We start from the raw sequence: 21,540 nt of genomic DNA, 5'->3' as shown, positions 1-21,540 counted from the left end.
GCGGCCAGACCGCACCACGTTCATCATGCCTGCCAATGGAATCGGAGAGCACCCGCATGTCCGCACCTCATGAGGTATCCCCCGCCACCCTGCGCAGGGTGATCGCCGCCTCGGCCATCGGCAACTTCGTCGAATGGTTCGACTTTGCCGTGTACGGCTTTCTCGCCACGCTGATCGCCAGCCAGTTCTTTGCCAGCGAAGATTCCAGCGTCGCCTTGCTCAAGACCTTTGCCGTGTTCGCGGTGGCCTTCGCCTTGCGCCCCCTGGGCGGTATCGTGTTCGGCGCCCTCGGCGATCGGCTGGGGCGCAAGCGCATCCTCTCGCTGACCATCTTGCTGATGGCCGGCTCCACCACCCTGATCGGCCTGCTGCCGACCTACGCCAGCATCGGCCTGGCCGCGCCGGTATTGCTGACCTTGGCGCGCTGCCTTCAGGGGTTTTCTGCCGGTGGCGAATACGCCGGGGCCTGCGCCTACCTGATGGAACACGCGCCCAACGACAAGCGGGCTTTCTACGGCAGCTTCGTACCGGTTTCGACCTTTTCCGCGTTCGCCTGTGCGGCGGTGATCGCCTATAGCCTGGAAGCCAGCCTGTCCAGCGAAGCCATGGCTGCCTGGGGCTGGCGCATTCCGTTCCTGATCGCCGCGCCACTGGGCCTGGTCGGCCTGTACCTGCGCTGGCGCATGGAAGAAACCCCGGCATTCCGGGAAGCCGTGGCCCAGGGCAAGGAGCACGAGCATTCGCCACTCAAGGAAACCCTGCGCCACCACGGCCGGGCCATTCGCAACCTGGGGGCGTTCATTTCGCTGACGGCGTTGTCGTTCTACATGTTCACCACCTACTTCGCCACCTACCTGCAACTGGTCGGCAACCTGACCCGGGCGCAGTCGCTGCTGGTCACCACCGTAGCCCTGCTGTTCGCCGCCATCGGCTGCCCGCTGGCGGGGGCGCTGTCGGACCGGTTCGGGCGGCGCAAGACCATCGGCTTCACCTGCCTGTGGGTGATGCTGTGCGTGTTCCCGGCCTACTGGCTGGCCAGCTCCGGCTCGATGCCGGGGGCCTTGGTGGGGGTGATTCTGCTGGCGGTCGGGGCACTGTGCAGCGGGGTGGTGACAGCGGCATTGCTGTCGGAGAGCTTCCCGACCCGGACCCGCTACACCGCTTCGGCCATTACCTACAACGTGGCCTATACGCTGTTCGGTGGCACCGCGCCGCTGGTCGCGACCTGGCTGATCGGGCAGACCGGCAGCAGCCTGGCGCCGGCGTTCTACCTGGTGGTGATTGCGTTGGTGGCTTTGCTCGGCGGGCTGGCGTTGCCGGAAACGTCCCGGATATCGCTGCATGATGAACCCAACGCCGAGGGTGTAGGCCAAGGCGTTCAAGGCTCGGTTTGAGATCCTGGGGCTGCCGTGCAGCCCATCGCGACACAAGGCCGCGTGTGTCTTGAGAGGGGATTAGAGTCTGGAGTGAGAGCGGCGAATGACAAGCTGAATGCCGCAGGTGCCTAGAGCCCGCTCCCACAACGAATCGCGCAGGCTTTTCAAATTTTGAGAAAGACAGTTACTCCAATTAGGCACACCCTGCAGGGTGGAGGTGTGCCGCGATGGGCCGCCCCAGCGGCCCCAGGGCTTTACCCCTCCTGCGCCTCTTCGCGTCGATAAGCCCATTGGTACAACGCCGGCAATACCAGCAAGGTCAAGGCGGTCGAAGACAGAATTCCGCCAATCACCACGGTCGCCAACGGCCGCTGCACCTCAGCCCCGGTGCCCGTCGCCAAGGCCATGGGAATGAAGCCCAGTGACGCCACCAGCGCGGTCATCAGTACCGGCCGCAAACGGGTCAGCGCGCCCTCCTCGACCGCCGCACGCAGCGTTCGCCCCTGCTCACGCAAGCCGCGGATGAAGGCAATCATCACCAGGCCATTGAGCACGGCCACCCCCGACAGGGCAATGAAGCCCACGCCAGCGGAAATCGACAAGGGAATGTCGCGCAACCACAGGGCCAGGACGCCCCCTGTGAGGGCGAACGGAATTCCAGTGAACACCAGCAGGCCATCCCTGAGGTTGTTGAACATCATCAACAGCAACGCCATGACCAGCAGCAAGGCCACTGGCACCACCACTTGCAGGCGCTCGGCCGCCGATTGCAGCTGTTCGAACTGGCCACCCCAGCGTGTCCAGTACCCAGGCGGTATCGGCACCTGGCCACGCAATACCTGCTCGGCCTCCTGCACGAACGAGCCCAGGTCGCGCCCCCGCACGTTGGCGCTGACCACCACCACCCGCTTGCCGTCTTCGCGGCTGACCTGGTTCGGCCCCAGTTGCAGGTCAAGGGTGGCCACCTGCGACAGCGGGATGAAGCCGATCTGCCCGGTGCCCGCAGCCCCACTGGCCGGCACCGGGATCAGCAGGCTGGCCAGCCCATCCACGTCGGTACGCAAGGTTTCCGACAGGCGCACCACCATATCGAACCGCCGGTCACCTTCATACAAGGTGCCCGCCTTGCGGCCGCCCACCGCGGTGGCGATGGCATCCTGCACATCGCCCACGTTCAGGCCATGGCGTGCGGCCTTGTCGCGGTCGATGTCGATGGTCAGCACCGGCAGGCCCGTGGTTTGCTCGACCTTCACCTCGGACGCACCGGGTACGCCCTGCAGGCTGCCGGCGATCTGTGCGGCAGTACGGTTGAGCACCTGCATGTCGTCACCGAACAGCTTCACCGCCACATCACTGCGCACACCGGAAATCAGCTCGTTGAAACGCAACTGGATCGGCTGCGACAACTCATAATTGCTGCCGGGAACACTGGCGGCGGCACGTTGCACGTCGGCGATCAGCGCCTCGCGTGACTTACCGGGGTCGACCCATTGCTCGCGCGGGCGCAACATCACATAGGCATCGGAAATATTCGGCGGCATCGGGTCGGCAGCGATCTCGGCGGTACCGGTACGGGCAAACACCCTCTCCACCTCGGGCACCTGGGCGATGATGGCCTGCTCCAGGCGCTGCTGCATGTCCACCGATTGCGACAGGCTGGTGCCCGGCACACGCAGGGCCTGCAGGGCAAAATCACCCTCGCTGAGGCTGGGGATGAATTCACTGCCCATGCGGCTGGCCATTACCCCGGACAACAGCACCAAGGCCGCTGCCCCGGCAAATGCACGCCGGCGCCGGCCCAGCACCCAGGCCAGCACCGGCGCATAACGCTGCCGCGCGGTGCGCATTACCAGGCCCTCTTCTTCCTTGACCTTGCCGGTGACGAACAGGGCGATCGCAGCGGGTACGAAGGTCACCGAAAGGAGCATCGCGCCAAGTAGGGCGATGACCACGGTGAAGGCCATGGGGTGGAACATCTTGCCTTCGACCCCGGTCAGGGCAAAGATCGGCAGGTACACCACCATGATGATCAACTGCCCGTAGATCAGTGGCCGCCGTGCTTCACGGGCGGCGGCAAACACCTCGTGCAAGCGCTCGCTGCGCGTCAGCATGCGGCCATGCCGTTGCTGGGCATGCGCCAGTCGGCGGATGGCGTTTTCCACGATCACCACCGCGCCGTCGACAATGATGCCGAAATCCAGCGCGCCCAGGCTCATCAGGTTGGCGCTGACCTTGTTGGCGAACATGCCCGTGAAGGTGAACAGCATCGACAACGGAATGACCATGGCGGTGATCAGTGCCGCGCGAATGTTCCCCAGGAACAGGAACAGCACGGCGATCACCAGAATGGCCCCCTCGATCAGGTTCTTCTTCACCGTGGCGATGGCCTTTTCCACCAGGTTGGTGCGGTCGTACACGGTCACCGCCGACACCCCTTTGGGCAGGCTGCGGTTGATCTCCACCAGCTTGGCAGCCACTGCCTGGGATACCGTGCGGCTGTTTTCGCCGATCAACATGAATACCGTGCCCAGCACCACCTCGCGGCCGTTTTCGGTCGCCGCCCCCGAGCGCAACGCCTCGCCAAGGCCTACCTGGGCAACGTGGCTGACGCGGATCGGGGTGCCGTCCACGCTGGAGATGACGATGTTGGCGATATCATCGGCCGAGGCCACCTGGCCAGGCGCGCGGATCAGCAACTGCTCGCCGTTACGTTCGATGTAACCCGCGCCGACGTTGGCGTTGTTACGCTCCAGCGCCGCGACCAGGTCGTTGAGGGTGAGCTTGTAGGCCGCCAGGCGCTTGGGGTCCGGCGCAATCAGGTACTGCTTGGCGTGCCCGCCAATGCTGTTGACCTCTGCCACCCCGGGCACGTTGCGCAACTGCGGCTTGATGATCCAGTCCTGGATCACGCGCAGGTCGGTTGCGCTGTAGGGGGTGCCGTCTTCCTTCAGGGCCCCCTCTTCGGCTTCCACCGTCCACAGAAAAATCTCCCCCAGCCCGGTGGAGATCGGCCCCATGCCAGCCTCGATGCCCTCGGGCAGTTGCTCGCGCGCCACTTGCAGGCGCTCGTTGACCAACTGGCGGGCGAAGAACAGGTCGGTGCCGTCCTCGAAGATCACCGTGACCTGTGACAACCCCGAGCGCGACAGCGAGCGAGTCTGCTTGAGCCCGGGCAGGCCGGCCATGGCGGTTTCGATGGCGAAGGTGATGCGCTGCTCGGTCTCCAGGGGCGAGTAACCGGGTGCGGCCGTGTTGATTTGCACCTGGACGTTGGTGATATCCGGTACGGCGTCGATCGGCAACTGCCGGTAGCTGTGAATGCCCACCGCGGCCATCAGGACCACAGCCAGCATCACCACCAGGCGCTGCTCGATGGCAAATTGGATCAGGCGTTCGAACATGCAGGCGTACCCCTGGTCAATGGCTGTGCTCGGCCGAGCCTTTGCCCAGCTCCGACTTGAGAACGAAGCTGCCGGCGGCAGCCACCTGGGTTCCGGCGGCCAGGCCGCTGGTGATTTCCACCTGCCCGGCATCGCGACGGCCGGTGGTTACGGGGCGGGCCTCGAAGCCCTGCTCGGTACGGGCAAATACCACGGTCTGCGCGTCCAGGCTTTGCAGGGCGATTTCAGGCACCACTACCGCAGCCTCGAAACGTTCGATGCTGACCGCAACATTGACGAACAAACCGGGGCGCCAGGCGCCGTCAGGGTTGGCCAGGCTGGCACGGACGGTGGCGGCACGGTTCTGTTCGCCGAGCAGGCTGCCAACGTAATTGACCTTGCCTTCGACCTGGGCCCCCAGGTCTGGCGCGCTGACCATGACCGTACGGCCGGTGCGTACCTTGTCCAACTCACGCGGTGCCACGGCGAAAGTCGCCCACACCCGGCTCAGGTCAGACAGGGTGAAGGCGTTGCTGGTCGCGTCGACCACCTCACCCACGCTCAGGTGTTTCTCCACGACCACGGCGTCGAACGGTGCGCGCAGTTCATAGCGGTTGCCGGCACCTGCCGGCCCCACCGCCGCGACCTTCTGCCGGGCATTGGCCAAGGCTATTTCGGCCTCCTGCAGCGCCTGGCGCGCCTGCAGGTAATCCTGCTCGGCGCTGATGCGCTCCTGCCACAGCTGTTGTTCGCGGCGCAAAGTCAGGCGCGCCAGCTCAAGGCGGCGTTGGGCAGCCTGCTGCTCGCTGCGCAGGTCAGAGATCTGCTGGCTGGCGATTACCGCCAGCACCTGCCCGCGCTTGACCGCCTGCCCCAATTCGGCCTGGACTGCCTCGACCACACCCGGCACCCGCGGTACCACGTGGGCGGTGCGGTCCTCGTCAAAACGGATTTCCCCGGGGAAGCTTATGGCTGTACCCAGCGCGCGCGGCCCGGCAGCAACCAACTGCACCCCGGCAGCCTCGATCTGGGCGATGGACAGGTGCACCTGCCCTTGTTCATCGTCGTGCTCTGTTTCTGCATGGCCTTCGGCGGCGTCCGCCTCGCCATGCTCATGGCTGTCTTCAGCTGGCTGGGCAGTGGCTGCCTGGCCGAGCGTACCGGTCCAGGCCAGGCCACCGAGGCCTAACGCGGCCAGGGTGGCTGCCAGAAGGGCCAACTTGCGTGGGTTAGTCATTGCTGCTCCTGCTGATCATTGGGTTGCCCAGGTCATCGAGGTCGCCGTAGATACGCTCGACCCGCGCGCGTGCATCGGCCGCCGTGGCCAGGGCCTCGAGGTACAGGCCACGGGCCTCGATCAGCGTGCGCTGGGCATCGAGTACATCGAGAAAAGCGAACTTGCCCATTTCGAAACCACGGGTGGCGGTGTCCACGGCTTGCTGTGCAGCCGGCAGGATGGTGCGGTCGTAAGCCGCCACCTCCTGCATGGCCGTGACCCATTGGTCGACGGCGCTGCGGGTTTCGCTGCGCAAGCGCAGGGCTACGGCATTGCGCAAGTCACGCGCCTGGTCGGCACGGCGCGCAGCCGCCAGCACGTTGCCCTGGTTACGGTCGAACAACGGCAGCGGCATGGACAGGCCAACCACGTTCACCCGCTCGCGCTCTTCGCGGCTGTACTGGCTGCCAAGGCTGACGGTGAGGTTGGGAATGCGCTGGGCCTTTTCCGTGCCCAACGCCGCATCGCCACGCTCGACCTGGGCGGCGGCCAGGCGCCACTCGACCGTTTGCTCGACGCGGGCGAGCAAGGTGTCAGGACTGGGCGCGACCCCAGGCGAAAGGTTGGCCGCCTGCAAGCTGTCGAAGCTGGCCAGCGGGCTGCCGGTCAAACGCGCCAGGGCCTGGTAGGCCACGCTACGCTGGGTTTGCGCGCGGCGCAGTTGGGCCTCGGCCTGGGCCATTTGCACCTGGGCGCGGGTGGCCTCCACGGGCGATGACTGGCCGGCAGTGACCCGCCCCTGCACCACCCGCAAGCCGCGGGCGGTCAAGGCCTGGGATTGCTGCGCCAGCTCCAGCGCGGTCTGTGCCCGCAAGGCGGCATGGAACGCCTGGACCACATCGGCACGCAGGCCATTGCGCTGGCGTTCCAGGTCAAGCTGGGCGATCGCCTGACCGACGCCGGCCGCAGCGATGCGTGCAGCGCGCTTGCCGCCCAGTTCCAGCGGCTGGCTGAGGGTGATGGTGGTGGTGCTGGTGTCCCGGCGCGTGTCCTCCACCTCCCACGCCAGCTCGGGGTTGGGCAGTAACCCGGCCTGGCGCCGCTCGCCGTCGGCAATGCCGATTTCGCGGCTGGTGGCAGCCAGTTCCGGGTTCTGGGCAAAAGCGGCGGCCAACGCCTGGGGCAAGCTCAAGCGCTGGCTGGCGTGGGCGCTCGTGGCGCCAACCAGCAGCAGGCAGAGCAAGGCGAACTTGCGGGGGATGAGCACGGAACAGGTCCTCGTCGACGAAGGGTGGCGAGGGACTGTAGAGAGGGCTGGTTATCGGGGTGGTGGCATGAAAATTACAATTCTGTAAGGCGTGCAGCCTGTGCGCCAGCGCGCCTTGGCGGCGAACGCGGTTCGATAATCGCCCACTTTCCCAGCACGGCGGCTCCCCTCAATTGACGGAACTAACCAGTCAGTACAAAACTAGGCACATCCAACAACAACAAAGCGAAGCCCGTCATGACGCCCCTCATTCTCGTGCTCAACGGCCCCAACCTGAACATGCTGGGCACCCGAGAGCCGGCCCAGTATGGTTACGAAACCCTCGCCGACCTTGGCCAACACTGCGCCGACACTGCCAATGCCCACGGCCTGGAAGTCGAATTCCGGCAAACCAACCATGAAGGTGAACTGATCGACTGGATCCACGCCGCGCGCAATCGCTGCGCCGGTATCGTGATCAATCCAGGTGCCTGGACCCACACCTCGGTAGCCATTCGCGATGCGCTGGTGGCCAGCGAAGTACCGGTCATCGAAGTGCACCTGTCCAACGTGCACAAACGTGAACCGTTCCGCCACGTGTCGTTCGTTTCGTCGATCGCGGTCGGCGTCATCTGCGGCCTGGGAAGCCACGGCTACCGCATGGCCATCAGCCACTTCGCCGAACTACTCAAGGAGCGTGCAGCATGAGCCAGCCTGCCATCCTTGCTGGCCTGATCGGCCGGGGTATCCAACTGTCGCGCACCCCGGCCCTGCACGAGCACGAAGGCGATGCCCAGGCCCTGCGCTATCTGTACCGGCTGATCGACGCCGACCAGTTGCAACTGGACGACAGCGCCCTGCCCGGCCTGCTCGACGCTGCGCAGCACACGGGTTTTACCGGCCTGAACATCACCTACCCGTTCAAGCAGGCGATCCTGCCTTTGCTCGACGAGCTGTCGGATGAAGCGCGCGGCATCGGCGCGGTCAACACCGTGGTACTCAAGGACGGCAAGCGGGTTGGCCACAACACCGATTGCCTGGGCTTTGCCGAAGGTTTGCGCCGCGGCCTGCCCGATGTGGCCCGCCGCAAGGTGGTGCAGATGGGGGCTGGCGGCGCGGGCTCGGCGGTGGCGCATGCCTTGCTGGGCGAAGGGGTTGAACAGCTGGTGTTGTTCGAAGTGGATACCGCCCGCGCTCAGGCACTGGTCGACAACCTGAATGCGCATTTCGGTGCGGGGCGGGCAATGCTTGGCGGTGACTTGGCCACGGCACTGGCCGATGCGGACGGGCTGGTCAACACCACCCCGGTCGGCATGGCCAAGCTACCCGGCACGCCGCTGCCAGTGGCGCTGCTGCATGCACGGCTGTGGGTGGCGGAGATCATCTACTTCCCGCTGGAAACCGAACTGCTGCGCGCTGCACGGGCGCTGGGCTGCCGCACACTGGACGGTAGCAACATGGCGGTGTTCCAGGCTGTGAAAGCATTCGAACTGTTCAGCGGCCGGCAGGCTGACGCCGCGCGGATGCAGGCACATTTCGCCAGCTTCTCCTGACTGAGCCAGGCCTGCGTGGCAACGGCCCTGAGCAAGCTCAGGGCCGCACCCGGTCAGTCTTCCAGCGGCTTGGGCGGGGCGGCAGGCTTGGCCGGTTTGGCAGGTTTGCTGTCCTTGGCCTTGGTTTGCGGTGCGGCCGCCACCGGCTCTGGTGCGGTTACCGCCTTCTCGCTCGCGGGCAGCGCATCGACTGCCTCGAAGATCACCTGAGGATCGAGGGCGGTGTTGTCTTCGTCATCCTTGAGCACATGCCGCTCACCATCCTTGCCCACCAGAATCACCTTGGTGCCTTTGCTCGCCCCCAGCTTCAGTTCGCGGATCAGCGCCATGGTGGTTTGCTGCTCGAGGTTCTTGTCCTCCCGTTTGCCCATCATTTGCGCCACGCTGTACAGCACCAGGCTGCGCTCCTTGAATTTTGCCTGGGTAGCCGGGTCTTCGAGCGCTTTGTTGAGCCCACGCAGGGTGGGGTCGGCGCTGCTCGGCGCAATGACCACCAATGGCCGCGCCTTGCCCAGTTCCTTGGCCAACGGTGCGTCACTGTCAGCGGCATGCAAAGGGCCGGCCAGCGCGAGCAGGGTGGCGAGGGTCAGTGAGCGGACGAGCATGCATATCTCCTTATTCTCACGATAAACCAAAGACTACAGATCATGGAGAAAGATCCGACGCGGGAGCCTAAACCAACCGCCCATGGCGTGCTTGCCACAAAGGTAACTTCCGATTTCCGTGACCGGGCGGCGAGGCCTTTGCAAACATCGCCGCCTGCTCTGAGCATAGCGCATAGCCAGCGGCCGGCAGCGCTGCGCTGGCCGTTTTACCCCGTCGTGCTGTCGCCGGGCGCGTTTCTGTCCAGGGCTTTGAGGGTCAGTTGCAACAGCAGGGCATGCTCACGCTGCTGATTCCGAATCTGCAGCCGCTCGACCTGCGCTTCCTGGTTGCCCAGCGCCATCAGCCGCTCCAGTTCATCATGCATGTCCTGCGGCACTTGCAGGCGATCGGGGAAACTGCCCCGCAGGTAGTCCTGCCAGAAGCGTTGCCTGGAAAGGTATTCAGCCATGCCGTCGCGGGTCTGCGCTGCCAGCACGAAGGCACGCGCCGAACGAAGGTCGGTGTCCTGCAGCCGGGCAATATCGGTATACAACATCTCCCCGGGCTGGGCGGGTAAATCCAGGGCCGTGCGCAAGGCAACACGGTAAGCCAGGGCGAATTCGAGTGACTCACTGCCGGCCCCCAACCGGCGGGCATGTTCTGCCGCGAACTGATCGAGCAACGCCAAGCGCCATAACTGCCCGCCGAGCCACAACAAGCCCTGCTCCGGGGGGCGCCCACCCTGCTGGCGGCGCGTACGCCATATCATCAAGCGCACTTCCAGGTCAGCGAAACGGGCAGTGGCGTTGTCCTGGCAATCCGTCGCCGCGGCGTGCCTGAACAGCTCCAGCCGCAGCGCAGTGTCTTCACTCATGGCTTCGAACATTTCCAGTACCCGGGCTGCCAGCGCGCAAGCGGTGGAGGAAAACTTGAATGCGCCGGAGGTGGTCAGTACGGACAACGTCTTGAAGAAGTCGTCCGATACCTCATCGGCTTCCAGATGAACCCACAACGCGGCCATTTCATCGCGACGTTCTGCCGCCACCAGGTCCAGATAACGGAACCGATACGGCACGCGACTCGCCTCGAGCCAATGCCAGCTGGAAGACGCCTGTGATGCAGCCGCCAGCAGGTTGCCCGACAGTTCGACCCGGCCCGCGCGCCACAGGTGTGACTGATGCAGGTCGTCAGGCAGCACTGAAATACTGTTGCCACTGAGGTCCAGCGTGTGCAGTTGCGGCGCGTCCAGCGTGCCGTAGGGAAACTCCGGCAATTGCGTGCGTGACAGGTGCAAGGCGTTGAGCTCGGTCATGGCGAACACGGAAAATGCCCGGCGCAACGGGTTGTCCGAAAGGTTCAGGTACACCAGGGAGCGGCAACCGGCCAGGACCAGCGCCTGGCTTTCGTCGAGCGCGATCTGATTGCCTGACAGGTCGAGCACCTCCAGCCTTTGTGCCAGCATCTGAGGCAGCGGCAGGCGCCTGAGCCGGCAATTGGTGATTTCCAGGTTGCGCAAGTTGGGAAACGCCTGCAGGAAATCGTCGGGCACCTGCTCCAGCCGCATGGCGCGCAAGGCCAGTATAGACACGTGCGCGAAACTCACTTGGGCCGGCAGGCCAGGCAGTTGGCGCAAACGGCTGCGGGTCTGGGTCAGCATGAAGCGCCCGCCCTGCACAGATGCCTGGTCCTGCAACTCGGGAACGAGCAAGCGCCAGCAGTCGATCAAGCCTTTTCTGAATTCACGTCGGGCAGTCAGTTCAGGTGTGGCAACAGCATTGAATACCCACCTGTCGAGGTGGCTATTGAGCTGTCGGTATTGCGCCTCCAGGCCGTTCAACCTGGCCCGGGCATCGGCTGACGCCAACCATTGGCCAACCTGCTCGTCGCTGAAGGCCGGGTACAGGTCGCGCAGGCGTGCCTGTAGCGCCCGCGGCCTGAGCCGCCCGAACGCAGCCCATAACCTGCCGCCGGCCATGGGGTAGCCAATGCGGCCGTCAGCGAGCCGCAGCGGTGCCACGAAGGCGCCACGGCGCTGGCCCAGGCCAAGGGCGACCAGCACGGCTGGCCGCTGGTTGAAGGCGAGGTCTGCCACCGCCTGGCGCAGGGCGGGTGCGAACACAGCAGGCTGCCGGCTGGCCGCTCGTGCCTCGGCGTCGTACGCCGCCGCCAGTGTTTCGAACAGCTCCCCGGCAGCACCGGCGTTGGGCTGAGCACGGTCGTGCAAGCGAAACACCCCATGCTGGTGCAGCAGATCGAAGGTTGGGCCCGCGCCTTCGATTGTCAGCAGCGGCTCGCTGGCCTCACCGTCGAACAATCGCCAGCCTGGCCCTCCGGCCCCCGGCACCTGCCCCAGCAGGTTCAGCACAACCCGCGCCAGGTCGAGATTCTGTGGGGTATCGATGCGCAGCGCCTCGAAGACCCGCGCGGTTCGAATCCGCGTAACCTGCAGCCTGGCCGCCTCGGCCATGAACAGCGGCACGCGCCCGGTCTCTTGCAGGTGCTGCAGGTCGTCCTCGCTGGCATTGCGCATCACTTCCCTGGCCGCCAGGCGGTGCAGGCTGGCGAAGGCCCGTTGCAAAGGGCAAGGGGTGTGCGGGCCGGTGTTGTGCTCCTCGTACATGGCTTGCAGCAGCTCCCGACGCCCGGCCCAGGCCACTTCGGCCAGCGCGCGCCCGTGCAGGCCTGCCGCCCGGGGAAGGCTCAGCACCCGCGCCAGCAATTGCTGATCGGCGGTGGCGCCACCTTCGCGCAGTTGACCGACCAACGTGTGGATCCGCCCAGCGAACAGCAGCCGCTGCACCGTGTCAGCCAGCGCTGCCTCAGGTGCTCGGCCATACACATGCCATGCCCGCAAGTGCTGGTCGTCCAGCCCGTGGATGGCCAGCGCCTGGTCGATCTGCAGGTCATCGAGGTCGCTGTAGGGCTTGCCCAGGCGGCGGAACAGCTGGCGCGCGTCTGCCCATTCGGCGGGCTGCTCGCACCACAGCCGCCACGCACCGGCGCCATTGTGGCGGAGCAAGGGGGCATAGCCCTGGTAAGGGAGCAACTGCCATTGTTCATCGTTCTTGCGCCACGCCACTTCATACCAGTGACCGTCCATGCTGATCCAGCAGCGCTCGGCCAGGCGATACACCCCCTGCTCGTCCCGCACCGCAGTAGCCGGCGGGGTGCCACAACGGTAGGGTTCCAGGTCGGTGTTCCACAGTTTTTCCTCGCCACCTGGCAGCTGCGCCGGCACCAGTGGGTCTACCACGCTCCAGGCACGTCGCGCCGCCGCGACAACAGCAACGGTTGCACCGACGGTCAACAACCCTTTGCCCACATTCAGCAGGTGGGCCAGCGCAGCATTGCGTTCATTCTGTTGCCAGTCACTGACCGCCTGGAAGCTTTGCTCAAGCAGTTCCCAGGCCATCACACCCAGCATCACCGCGCCAATTGCGGGCACGAAAAGCCCTGCGATGCCGAGCAGGGTTTGCCCTTCAGCCTGTAAACGGCGGGCATGCTCGGCCTGAGCCTGGCGATCGAGCATCGCCACTGGCGGGGCGATGATCGCCGCGTCATCCTTGACCTGGCCAATCCAGTCATCAGCCAGGGCATCGAACAGCGGTAAACCATAGGCATGCGTCTGTTCATCAAGGCTGCGGGTCGCCCAGTGGGTGACATCGTCGAGCCGCTCACCCACGGCAGAGAAAAACCGCTGGCTGTCGCGACGGCGCACGAAGCGGCTGAAGAAACGCCGGTAGTCGTTCTTGCGCAAACGCTTGCCAAGCACCCGGCGGGCGTAGTGTTCCAGGTCGTTGCACACGCTCCAGGGGCCTGCGGGGTCGCCAGGTACATACACCAGGACGTACTTGCTGGTGTTGTAGAACGTCCCCTCGGCAATGACATCCAGCACCACGATCTGCTGCATGCGGCAACCAAACAGTTCCAGCCGGCGGACGCTGACCGGCGATCCCGCGAGGGTGCCAAGCGTGTCATGCATGCACAGTTGCACCACCCAGTGCAGCTGGGCCGCGCTCAACACGCCCTGTGCGCGGGCCGCAAGCGCATCGGCCAGCATGCCATAGCGTTGGCGGCTAACCAGCAGCTCACGCACGCTTGGCTGAAAAACACCCGCCAGGTGCGCCTGGTACTGCTGGCCAAGGTCCAGCGTGCGGCACAGCCTGACGAAGGCCGTTGCCGATAGCTCAGTACGCGTGGCGCCCAGCGCATCCACCAGGCAATTCTTGCGGGGCTGATCATGCTGCTCGGCCTCGGTGAAGTTGCCCAGCGCTGCCTCCAGCAGCGGCGTATCGTAGTAATCGCTGTCGGCGACTGGCAGCCGACCGGTCACATAACTGATGGTCGGCGACGTGAAGTAATACCATTGCCGCAGGCACACGCGGTCGGCATCCAGGGTGCCAAACCGGGCCAGCGCCTGCTGCAGCAAAGGCCGGCTGAAATCATCCAGGTTGCGCACCTGTGCCAGGGCTTGCGTCAGCCCTTCCCGGCAAGCCAGCAACTGCGACAGTGCCTGGCTCAGCAGCCGGTAGTCGGCCACCGTCAGCTTCGCCATCCATGCCGGCAGCCGCTGTGCAATGTAATGGTCCTGGCAGGCTTGCGCGATGGCAAGCGCGTCGACCGCATTCGAAGGTGAAGTGGATTTGCCCTGCATCTGTGCCTCCGCGATGGCGTTGAGGCTAGAGTTTGTGCAGGTTCAGGGCATGCCGACGGCTAGCTATCTACTACCCGTTCAGAACAGCAGCAGTTGATGGTCGATCAGCCGCGCGAAGTCGTCGCCGACAAAAGGCAGGATGGCATCAGCCACCGGCTGCAACTGCCGGCTGATGTAATGATCATGGTCGATGGGGGCTTGCAGGTTTTCCAGCGGCTCTGGGCCTGCGGTGGTGATCACATAGCTGATCCAGCCGCCGCGCTGGTATTGCAGCGGGCGGCCCAGGCGCTTGTTGTAGTCGTCGGCCAGGCGTGCGGCACGCACATGGGGCGGGACATTGCGCTGATAGTCGGCCAGGGGTCGCCGCAAGCGCTTGCGATAGACCAGCAGCTCGTCGTTCTCACCCGCCAGCGTGCGCTGTACATAGTCACACAGGTAATCACGGTACGGCTCACCACGAAACACGCGTGCGTAGAGTTCCTGCTGAAACTGCCGGGCCAGCGGTGACCAGTCGGTGCGCACCGATTCCAGGCCCTTGAACACCATTTCTTCTGTGCCATCAGCCCGCTGCCTGAGCCCGGCGTAGCGTTTCTTGCTGCCCTCGTCGGTACCACGGATGGTGGGCATCAGGAAACGCCGGTAATGCACCTCGAACTGAAGCTCGAGGGCGCAATCCAGGTCCATGCTTTCGCGCAGGTGCGTTTGCCACCACTGGTTGACCTCGGCCACCAGCTCGCGACCGATGCGCACCGCGTCTTCCTCGGCATGGGCACCCTTGAGCCAGACGAAGGTGGAGTCGGTATCGCCATAGATCACGTCGAAACCCCGGGCCTCGATCAGCGCCCGGGTCTGGTGCATGATCTGGTGCCCACGCAAGGTGATGGACGAGGCCAGCCGGGGGTCGAAGAAGCGGCAACCGCTGGAACCCAGCACACCGTAGAACGCGTTCATGATGATCTTCAGTGCCTGGGACAACGGCGAGTTAGCCTCGCGTTTGGCCGCCTCCCTGCCCTGCCACACACGCTCGACGATGGCCGGCAGGCAATGCTGGCTGCGGGAAAAGCGCCCGCCACGGAAACCCTCCACCGAGTGCTCATCGTCAGGACGGTGCAAACCTTCCACCAGGCCCACCGGATCGATCAGGAAGGTGCGAATGATCGAGGGGTACAGGCTTTTGTAATCCAGGACCAGTACCGAGTCGTACAAACCTGGGCGCGAGTCCATGACGAAGCCGCCGGGGCTGGCTTCGTCCGGCCGGCTGCCCAGGTTGGGCGCCACGTACCCCAGGCGGTGCATATGCGGAATGTACAAGTGGCAAAACGCGGCGACCGACCCGCCGCTGCGGTCCACCGCCAGGCCGGTAACCGATGAGCGTTCCAGCAGGAACTCGAGCAGGCGGGTGTGGGCGAAGATCCGCGTCACCAGCTCACAGTCCTTCAGGTTGTACCGCGCCAGGGCCGGTTTGTCTTCGGCGAAGCGCCGGTTGATTTCGTCCATGCGCTGGTAGGGTGTGTCGATGGCTTTGCCTTCGCCGAGCAGCGTCTGGGCGACGTTTTCGAGGCTGAACGATGGGAAACTCCAGGTGGCCGAGCGCAGCGCCTCGATGCCATCGATCAACAAGCGCCCCGGGGCGTCGGCGAATACGTGGCCACCGCCGCCCTGGCTTCGCAAGGTCATGGCTGCGCCTCTGCGCCCCAAGGCCAGCGCTACCTGCAACGCCTTGGCGTGCTCATGCAGCACGCGCAGGTCGAACTGGATCAGGTTCCAGCCAATAATCGCGTCGGGGTCGTGCAGCGCCATCCACTGGTTCAGGCACACCAGCAGCTCGGCGCGGTCGGCGCAGTAGTGCAGATCGAAGTCCACCCCCGCCGGGTCGCCGTTGGGTTTGCCAAGCATGTACACCTGGCGCTGGCCACAGCCCTCCAGGGCAATGCTGTACAACTCCCCACGCTCGCTGGTTTCGATGTCCAGCGACACCAGGCGCAGCGGTGGGCGGTAACCTGCCAGCGGCCTGAGCTGAGCTTCGCAGAGCACGCCCTGTGCATCAGGCTTGCCAGTGAACTGCACGGGGGCGGTGATGAAGCGCTCCATCAGGTAGCGTTCGGGCGGGCGAATGTCGGCTTCGAACACGTCGATGCCGGCGTTGCGCAGGCGTTGCTCCAGTTGCATCAGCTGCCGGTGCTGGCGGCAATACAGCCCCATGACCGGGCGCTGCTCGAAATCCTTCAACTGCAAGGGCTTGAGCTGTACACCTGGCTCTTTGGCCAACAACACCCGGGCATGTTCAGCCTGCGCCAGCGGTATGAAAGCCACCGAGTCCTGAGGGGCAAGGCGTAATTGCCGGGGCCCCTGATCGGTAGCCAGCCAGAATTCCACGCAGGTCCCTTCGGGCGTGTCATGCCAATGCCGGGTCAGGACGAAGCCCTGCTGCAATTCCACCGCATCTACCTCTGAAGCGTATGATCAGGTGCTGATTCTACCGCTACCGGCACTGCCAGCGGTGGCTGGGCAGCCGCTGCAGGCGCCACCCGGCCCCTGTAGCCCGTCACTGGAACCGGTACGCCAAACCCGCCCCCGCGTACCATGAGCGCCCAGGCGCGGCCTCGTAGTAACGCCCGTTGCTGTCGCCGACGATCACCGACCCTACATATTGCCGGTCGAACAGGTTGTCCAGGCGCACCAGCTGGTGGAATGTCCACGGGCCGACATGCTGCTCGAAGCGCGTACGCCAATTGAACACGGCATAGGCCGGCGCCGCCTTGGCAGCGTTGCTGTCGTCGACATACACCTTGCTGCGATACTGCCCTTCCAGGCCCATGCTGACCGCCGCCACCGGCTTCCACAGCACCTCGCCATACAGGTTGTCCTGGGGCACACCTGGCAGGCGGTTGCCACGTGCGATGGCCTGGCTGACGTTTTCGGCATAGCGCGCGTCGGTGCGGGTGTACACCACAGTGGCCTGCCACTGGTCGTTCCAATCCTGCTGCAGGCGGGCCTCGAAGCCACGCCGAAGGGTACGCCCGGCATTGCGATAGCTGGTTCGGCCGTCCGTCGCACGGTCCACGACAATTTCGTCTTCGGTCTGGATCTGGTAGACGGCGGCGTCCAGCCGCGTGCGCTCGCTCAGCCGGTACTTCAGGCCCGTTTCATACTGCATGCTGGTGGCAGGCTCGAGCCCGAAGTTGAAGCGTTCGTCCGCTCCCGGTGCATAGGCCATCTCGGCCTGCGTGGGGGTTTCGAAGCCTTTGCCGACACTCACGTAACCACGCAAATCAGGGGTGAAGGCGTACATCACAGACAGCGAAGGGGTGGCTTGCTGATACCGTTTGGAGCCGCTGGCGTCACCGTTGGCCAGGTAATGGTCATCGACGCGCATGTTCATGCTGCTGTAGCGCAAGCCCAGCTCGCTGGTCCAGTTACCGATTTCCCAGTGCGCCTGAAGGTAAGGGTCCAGGCTGGTGGCGGTGTCCTGCTCGTCACGTCGCAACTCGCCTTTCACACCCAACTGGTCAGCGCTGAAGTTCTGGTAGCCACGGCGGTCATCCTTGCTCTGGTCGTAATCGGCGCCAAGGGTCAGGGTGAGATTGCCGGGCACCTGGGCAACCGGCTGGATCCAGCGCAGCGTACCGCCCTGGAACTGCCGATCGAAGTCGACCACGCCACCCCCGCGCTGGCTGTTCGAGACCACCGTCTTGGGAATGGACAGGTACTGCACCACCCGGCGCTGCCCGGCGTACAGGTTCAGCTGCAACGTGGCGTCACCTACGTAGCGCTCATAGTTCATGCCCAACTGCTGGTGGTCGATGCTCTTGCGCGTGTCATAGGTTTGCGCCACTGCCGCGCTGGAGCGCGGGTCGTGCTTGTAGGCTTCCCAGGTCTGCCCCAGAGGGTCCTGGGTGCCGTTCTGTTCCAGGCTGCTGTAGAACAGTGCCAGGCGCGATTCGCTATCCGGCTTGAAATGGACCTTGGCGAAGGTCTGGTCACGGCGCGCCGCGCTGTGGTCACGGTAGCCGTCGGTGTCCATGCGCGACGCATCCAGCAGGAAACCGGCCGTGTCGTTACCGCCCTCGGCGCTCAGGTGGTTCTTGTTGAAACCGTCGCTGCCGAAGGTGGTTTCGGCACCTATCTGGGCAGGGCCCTGGCCGTCGCGGCTGAACATCTGGATAACCCCACCGGCGTTGCTGCCGTACAGGGTGGCGGCCGGGCCGCGCAACACCTCGATGCGCTCGGCCACATCCAGGTTGAGCGTGGCCGCTTGCCCTTGACCGTCGGGAGTACTGGCCGGGATCCCATCGCTGATCAGCTTGATGCCCCGCACCCCGAAGGCCGAGCGGGCGCCGTAGCCTCGCGAAGAAACCTGCAGGTCCTGGGCGTAGTTCTGGCGGTTCTGCACCACCAGCCCTGGCACCTTGCCCAGCACTTCCGACAGGTTGACGCCCAACTGGCCGTCAGTGCCACGGGACAAGTCGATAGTATCGACCGAGAACGGCAGGTCGAACGTACGGGTGGGCAGGTAGGCACCGCTCACCACCAGCGGCTCGATCACCACGGCGGTGGGGGCATCGGCCCAGGCATCGTCAAGCGCACCAAAGTCGCCGGCAATCAGCAGGACCAGGCCTGTAGAGGTAGGAAAACGAGAAAGAAATCGATACATGCGCAGCTTCCGAAAATGACCGCCATTACACCAGACCCGCACCGACAGTGCGAACCCTCTGGCCAGCCTCGCCGGATTTTCCCTGACAAGCTGTTGCGAAATTGCTTACGCTGAAATACTGTACGCACATACAGCACAACAAGGATATTCCTGTGTCCAGCACCGCCTCCGCCACCCCAAGCAGCTACGTTCAGCTGGGTGTTCGCATCCAGAAGATAATCAACAGCCCCACCGCCCAACGCAGCCGCGCCGCGCTGATCTTCCGCCTGGAACAGGAAAGCCCGGACGACTGGGAAACCCTGCTCGGGGAAATTGCCGAGAACGACAACGTCACCCTTGCCCACCGTGACGATGGCGGCGTGCAGATTTTCTGGACGGTGCCGAAGGAAGACTGACCAGGCATGAGCGCTGCACTTTTCGCTGCTACCGGCCTGCGCCTGCTGTGCCGCCCAGGGGAGCACCATCAGGTCAAGGTCAAGACAGCCGCTCAAACAACGGCAAACCATTCACCTGCGGCCGAGCGAATAGATACCCTTGCATCAAATCAATTCCCAGCGCCGCCAGTGCTTGGCACTCTTCGTCAGTCTCGATCCCCTCGGCAATCAGCGTAATGCCCAACCGCTCGGCCACCAATACGATACCGGCGACGATGGCTTGGCGAACCACATCCTGGTTGACTCCCCGAGTGAGAGCCATATCCAGCTTGAGCACAGCCGGCTGAAATTCTGCGAGCAGATTCAGCCCTGAGTAACCCGAGCCAAAATCATCTATTGCAGTGGTGAAGCCCTGTCGCTCGTACTCCTTGAAGATCGACTTCAAGTGCTCGGTGTCCTCGATCCGCTCGCCTTCGGTCACTTCGAACATCAGCAGATTGGCGGGGAAGTCGAATGTGACTGTGGCCTCCAAGGTAGCCCGGATGCAGGTGCTGGCACGGTAGACGGCATTGGGCAGAAAATTGATGCTCAATTTACAGTCTTTCTGGCGCCCCAAGCCCAGACCAGCCGCTTGCTCGATGGCCTTCACGCGGCAGGCCTGATCAAAGCGGTACAGGTTGTCGGGAGTTACCTTGGCCAAAATTTGCGCAGCGCTTTCACCGTTCACACCGCGAACCAGTGCCTCGTAGGCGAACGGCCTGCCTGAAGGCACATGGATTATGGGCTGGAACGCCATGGTAATGTCGAAACCCAGGCTAGCGAGGTCACGACATTGGGAGCAGCCAATCGCTAGAAAGGGCTGGGGGAACACTGGCTTGCTCATGGGCTATGTCGAGGTCACGGAGTATGGCGGTTCAGAATGCTTGAATCTGCATCTTATGCCAAGTCAACCTCAAGGCTTGCGGCTGAACTAACGAAGTGCCTGCAGGTAAGCGCTGGCCTCGCGATAGCGCGCCAGCCGCGCCAGGTCGGCAGGGCCTGGGCAGGGAATACGCGAAAGGTCACTGTTGTCGGCCAGGTCAGCCAGTTTGACCGTGCGCGCAAGCGGGTCGTCGCCCAGGCGCACGACAAAGTCCTGATAAGCTTCGCCTTCACGCCGGCTGAGCGCCAGCAGGGCTGCGAGAATTTTCAGCGCGAAGCCCTCCCGCGCCAGGTCGGAGAGGGTCAGCGGGGTATCCTCGATCACATCGTGGAGCACCGCAACAATGCGCTGTTCCGGTGTGGCAACCCGCAGCATCACACGCAAAGGGTGAAGGATATACGCCGCCCCACCCTTGTCGTATTGCCCTTCATGCGCCCTGGCGGCCACGGCTATGGCCCGCTCCAGTGTCGACATCAGGCGCCCCCCCATTTCAGCCTCTCCCTACCCAAGCATAGCCAATGCTGGGCGCAAGGTGCCTATCATGCGCCTTGGGAGCGGGTTGGCCGCGCAGGTCAGCGCGCTGCGCCGTGCTGGATGACCACCGAGTCGGTGCCCAATTTGGCCATGACTTCATCGCGACGGGCCTGCGCCTCTTCGCGAGTAGGGAACGGCCCCATCAGCACCACCGGCTTGCCATCGCGGTATTCCACCGACGACGGGATGCCCTTTTCGATCAGGCGGGCCGTCATGTCGCTGAGCGCGCCCATGTTGGCGCCCTGCACCACCTCCACATCCCAGCCTTCGGGTGCCGGCTGGTCGGCCAGCGCTTCGGCGCGACGCTGCAGGTCGGCACCGCCGCACAGTTCGCGGATACGCAGGTTGTTGCCGGTCTCGTCCACGATAATGTCGTACTGGCCATCGCGCTTGAACGCCACGTAGCTGCGGTAGGCCTCGTACTGCCCGGCATCGTCCTTGCCACGGACCTGGCCGCAGATGGTGCCCTGGGTGTCGATCCGCACGTTGCCGAACTTGGCCGTTTTGGGGTTGTGCAAGTGTTCAGCCACCTGCTTGTGCACGCCCTCGACCTCGTTCTCACAGCCCGCCAGGGCGAGCACTGCCATTACTACAGCCAGTTTACGCACGCATGTACCTCCCGTTTCGAAGGGGCGGATTCTAGCATGCTGCGCGCTGGCCGAAGCGTGACCAAAGGTTACAGGCTGCTTCACGCGCACACGCAAAAAGGGCGATCATTGCTGATCACCCTTTCTGGAATTTGGTAGGCACAATTGGACTCGAACCAACGACCCCCACCATGTCAAGGTGGTGCTCTAACCAACTGAGCTATGTGCCTGTCGTGTGGTGCGCATCTTAGTGATCAAGTGCGCACCTGTAAAGCGTTTTTTTCAGAAAAATCAAAAACTTTCGCAGTTTCCCGGTGTTGCAGCCAACCGCCGGAAAAACCAATGAAAAAAGGGGTGACCCTTGCGGATCACCCCTTCTTCGATTTGGTAGGCACAATTGGACTCGAACCAACGACCCCCACCATGTCAAGGTGGTGCTCTAACCAACTGAGCTATGTG

General features: G+C 64.2%; 14 protein-coding genes and 1 tRNA gene. 4 read left to right on the top strand and 11 right to left on the bottom strand.

Annotated elements, in window-relative coordinates; all coding sequences use genetic code 11:
• The first annotated feature begins 56 nt into the window (after positions 1–56).
• Positions 57–1,394: an MFS transporter gene (locus EGJ22_RS13925; protein WP_029884973.1), complete on the top strand. Its 1,338-nt coding sequence runs from the start codon at positions 57–59 to the stop codon at positions 1,392–1,394.
• Between the two features lie 236 nt (positions 1,395–1,630).
• Here EGJ22_RS13925 and EGJ22_RS13920 read toward each other — a convergent pair whose 3' ends face one another.
• The 3 genes from EGJ22_RS13920 to EGJ22_RS13910 are packed head-to-tail and all read right to left on the bottom strand — an operon-like array spanning position 1,631 to position 7,239.
• Complete coding sequence (locus EGJ22_RS13920; RefSeq protein ID WP_009682791.1) at positions 1,631–4,777, bottom strand: efflux RND transporter permease subunit; 3,147 nt, start codon at positions 4,775–4,777, stop codon at positions 1,631–1,633.
• Between the two features lie 16 nt (positions 4,778–4,793).
• Positions 4,794–5,993: an efflux RND transporter periplasmic adaptor subunit gene (locus EGJ22_RS13915; protein ID WP_029884972.1), complete on the bottom strand. Its 1,200-nt coding sequence runs from the start codon at positions 5,991–5,993 to the stop codon at positions 4,794–4,796.
• Positions 5,986–7,239 carry a TolC family protein gene (locus tag EGJ22_RS13910; RefSeq protein WP_029884971.1) on the bottom strand — a complete coding sequence of 418 codons (1,254 nt, stop codon included), beginning with the start codon at positions 7,237–7,239 and terminating at the stop codon, positions 5,986–5,988. The genes EGJ22_RS13915 and EGJ22_RS13910 overlap by 8 nt, the downstream gene beginning before the upstream one ends.
• Before the next feature lie 237 nt (positions 7,240–7,476).
• Here EGJ22_RS13910 and aroQ point away from each other — a divergent pair, with 237 nt between their 5' ends.
• Both aroQ and EGJ22_RS13900 read left to right on the top strand, forming a co-directional pair.
• Positions 7,477–7,926, top strand: coding sequence for a type II 3-dehydroquinate dehydratase (gene aroQ, locus EGJ22_RS13905; RefSeq protein WP_029884970.1), 450 nt, complete (start codon positions 7,477–7,479; stop codon positions 7,924–7,926).
• A complete protein-coding gene (locus EGJ22_RS13900; protein WP_009682786.1) occupies positions 7,923–8,771 on the top strand; it encodes a shikimate dehydrogenase in 849 nt (282 codons plus the stop codon). Before aroQ ends, EGJ22_RS13900 begins: the two co-directional genes overlap by 4 nt.
• A gap of 53 nt (positions 8,772–8,824) precedes the next feature.
• On the opposite strand, the gene EGJ22_RS13895 is transcribed toward EGJ22_RS13900, so the two are convergent.
• The 4 genes from EGJ22_RS13895 to EGJ22_RS13880 form a co-directional block, all read right to left on the bottom strand.
• On the bottom strand, positions 8,825–9,376 hold the full coding sequence (locus EGJ22_RS13895; protein ID WP_009682785.1) for a DUF4174 domain-containing protein: 552 nt from the start codon (positions 9,374–9,376) through the stop codon (positions 8,825–8,827).
• 206 nt (positions 9,377–9,582) lie between these two features.
• Positions 9,583–14,010 (bottom strand): NEL-type E3 ubiquitin ligase domain-containing protein, encoded by a 4,428-nt coding sequence (locus tag EGJ22_RS13890; protein WP_029884969.1) that lies wholly within the window; start codon positions 14,008–14,010, stop codon positions 9,583–9,585.
• Between the two features lie 78 nt (positions 14,011–14,088).
• Positions 14,089–16,449: a DNA polymerase II gene (locus tag EGJ22_RS13885; protein WP_029884968.1), complete on the bottom strand. Its 2,361-nt coding sequence runs from the start codon at positions 16,447–16,449 to the stop codon at positions 14,089–14,091.
• A 106-nt stretch (positions 16,450–16,555) separates the two neighbouring features.
• Positions 16,556–18,664, bottom strand: coding sequence for a TonB-dependent receptor (locus EGJ22_RS13880; protein ID WP_080709153.1), 2,109 nt, complete (start codon positions 18,662–18,664; stop codon positions 16,556–16,558).
• Between the two features lie 152 nt (positions 18,665–18,816).
• On the opposite strand from EGJ22_RS13880, the gene EGJ22_RS13875 reads away from it, so the two are divergent.
• Positions 18,817–19,059 (top strand): DUF1654 domain-containing protein, encoded by a 243-nt coding sequence (locus EGJ22_RS13875; protein ID WP_009682781.1) that lies wholly within the window; start codon positions 18,817–18,819, stop codon positions 19,057–19,059.
• Positions 19,060–19,138: 79 nt separating this feature from the next.
• Here the strand turns inward: EGJ22_RS13875 and EGJ22_RS13870 are convergent, their stop codons facing one another.
• The 4 genes from EGJ22_RS13870 to EGJ22_RS13855 all read right to left on the bottom strand — a co-directional run bounded on the left by EGJ22_RS13870 (position 19,139) and on the right by EGJ22_RS13855 (position 21,311).
• Positions 19,139–19,921: an EAL domain-containing protein gene (locus EGJ22_RS13870; RefSeq protein WP_009682780.1), complete on the bottom strand. Its 783-nt coding sequence runs from the start codon at positions 19,919–19,921 to the stop codon at positions 19,139–19,141.
• Between the two features lie 87 nt (positions 19,922–20,008).
• Positions 20,009–20,434 carry a hypothetical protein gene (locus tag EGJ22_RS13865; protein WP_009682779.1) on the bottom strand — a complete coding sequence of 142 codons (426 nt, stop codon included), beginning with the start codon at positions 20,432–20,434 and terminating at the stop codon, positions 20,009–20,011.
• Between the two features lie 98 nt (positions 20,435–20,532).
• Positions 20,533–21,102 carry an SPOR domain-containing protein gene (locus tag EGJ22_RS13860; protein WP_029884966.1) on the bottom strand — a complete coding sequence of 190 codons (570 nt, stop codon included), beginning with the start codon at positions 21,100–21,102 and terminating at the stop codon, positions 20,533–20,535.
• A gap of 132 nt (positions 21,103–21,234) precedes the next feature.
• A tRNA-Val gene (locus tag EGJ22_RS13855) sits at positions 21,235–21,311 on the bottom strand.
• Positions 21,312–21,540: the final 229 nt, after the last annotated feature.

It is taken from the genome of Pseudomonas sp. p99-361, from assembly GCF_003935475.1.
GTDB lineage: Bacteria > Pseudomonadota > Gammaproteobacteria > Pseudomonadales > Pseudomonadaceae > Aquipseudomonas > Aquipseudomonas juntendi.
The sequence above is the reverse complement of the archived record's forward strand: the minus strand, read 5'-3'. Positions and strand labels throughout refer to the sequence as shown.

Coding starts and splice junctions, on each gene's coding strand:
- EGJ22_RS13925 (WP_029884973.1), top strand. CDS start 57: ATGTCCGCACCTCATGAGGTATCCCCCGCCACCCTGCGCAGGGTGATC.
- EGJ22_RS13920 (WP_009682791.1), bottom strand. CDS start 4,777: ATGTTCGAACGCCTGATCCAATTTGCCATCGAGCAGCGCCTGGTGGTG.
- EGJ22_RS13915 (WP_029884972.1), bottom strand. CDS start 5,993: ATGACTAACCCACGCAAGTTGGCCCTTCTGGCAGCCACCCTGGCCGCG.
- aroQ (WP_029884970.1), top strand. CDS start 7,477: ATGACGCCCCTCATTCTCGTGCTCAACGGCCCCAACCTGAACATGCTG.
- EGJ22_RS13900 (WP_009682786.1), top strand. CDS start 7,923: ATGAGCCAGCCTGCCATCCTTGCTGGCCTGATCGGCCGGGGTATCCAA.
- EGJ22_RS13895 (WP_009682785.1), bottom strand. CDS start 9,376: ATGCTCGTCCGCTCACTGACCCTCGCCACCCTGCTCGCGCTGGCCGGC.
- EGJ22_RS13890 (WP_029884969.1), bottom strand. CDS start 14,010: ATGCAGGGCAAATCCACTTCACCTTCGAATGCGGTCGACGCGCTTGCC.
- EGJ22_RS13880 (WP_080709153.1), bottom strand. CDS start 18,664: ATGTATCGATTTCTTTCTCGTTTTCCTACCTCTACAGGCCTGGTCCTG.
- EGJ22_RS13870 (WP_009682780.1), bottom strand. CDS start 19,921: ATGAGCAAGCCAGTGTTCCCCCAGCCCTTTCTAGCGATTGGCTGCTCC.
- EGJ22_RS13865 (WP_009682779.1), bottom strand. CDS start 20,434: ATGTCGACACTGGAGCGGGCCATAGCCGTGGCCGCCAGGGCGCATGAA.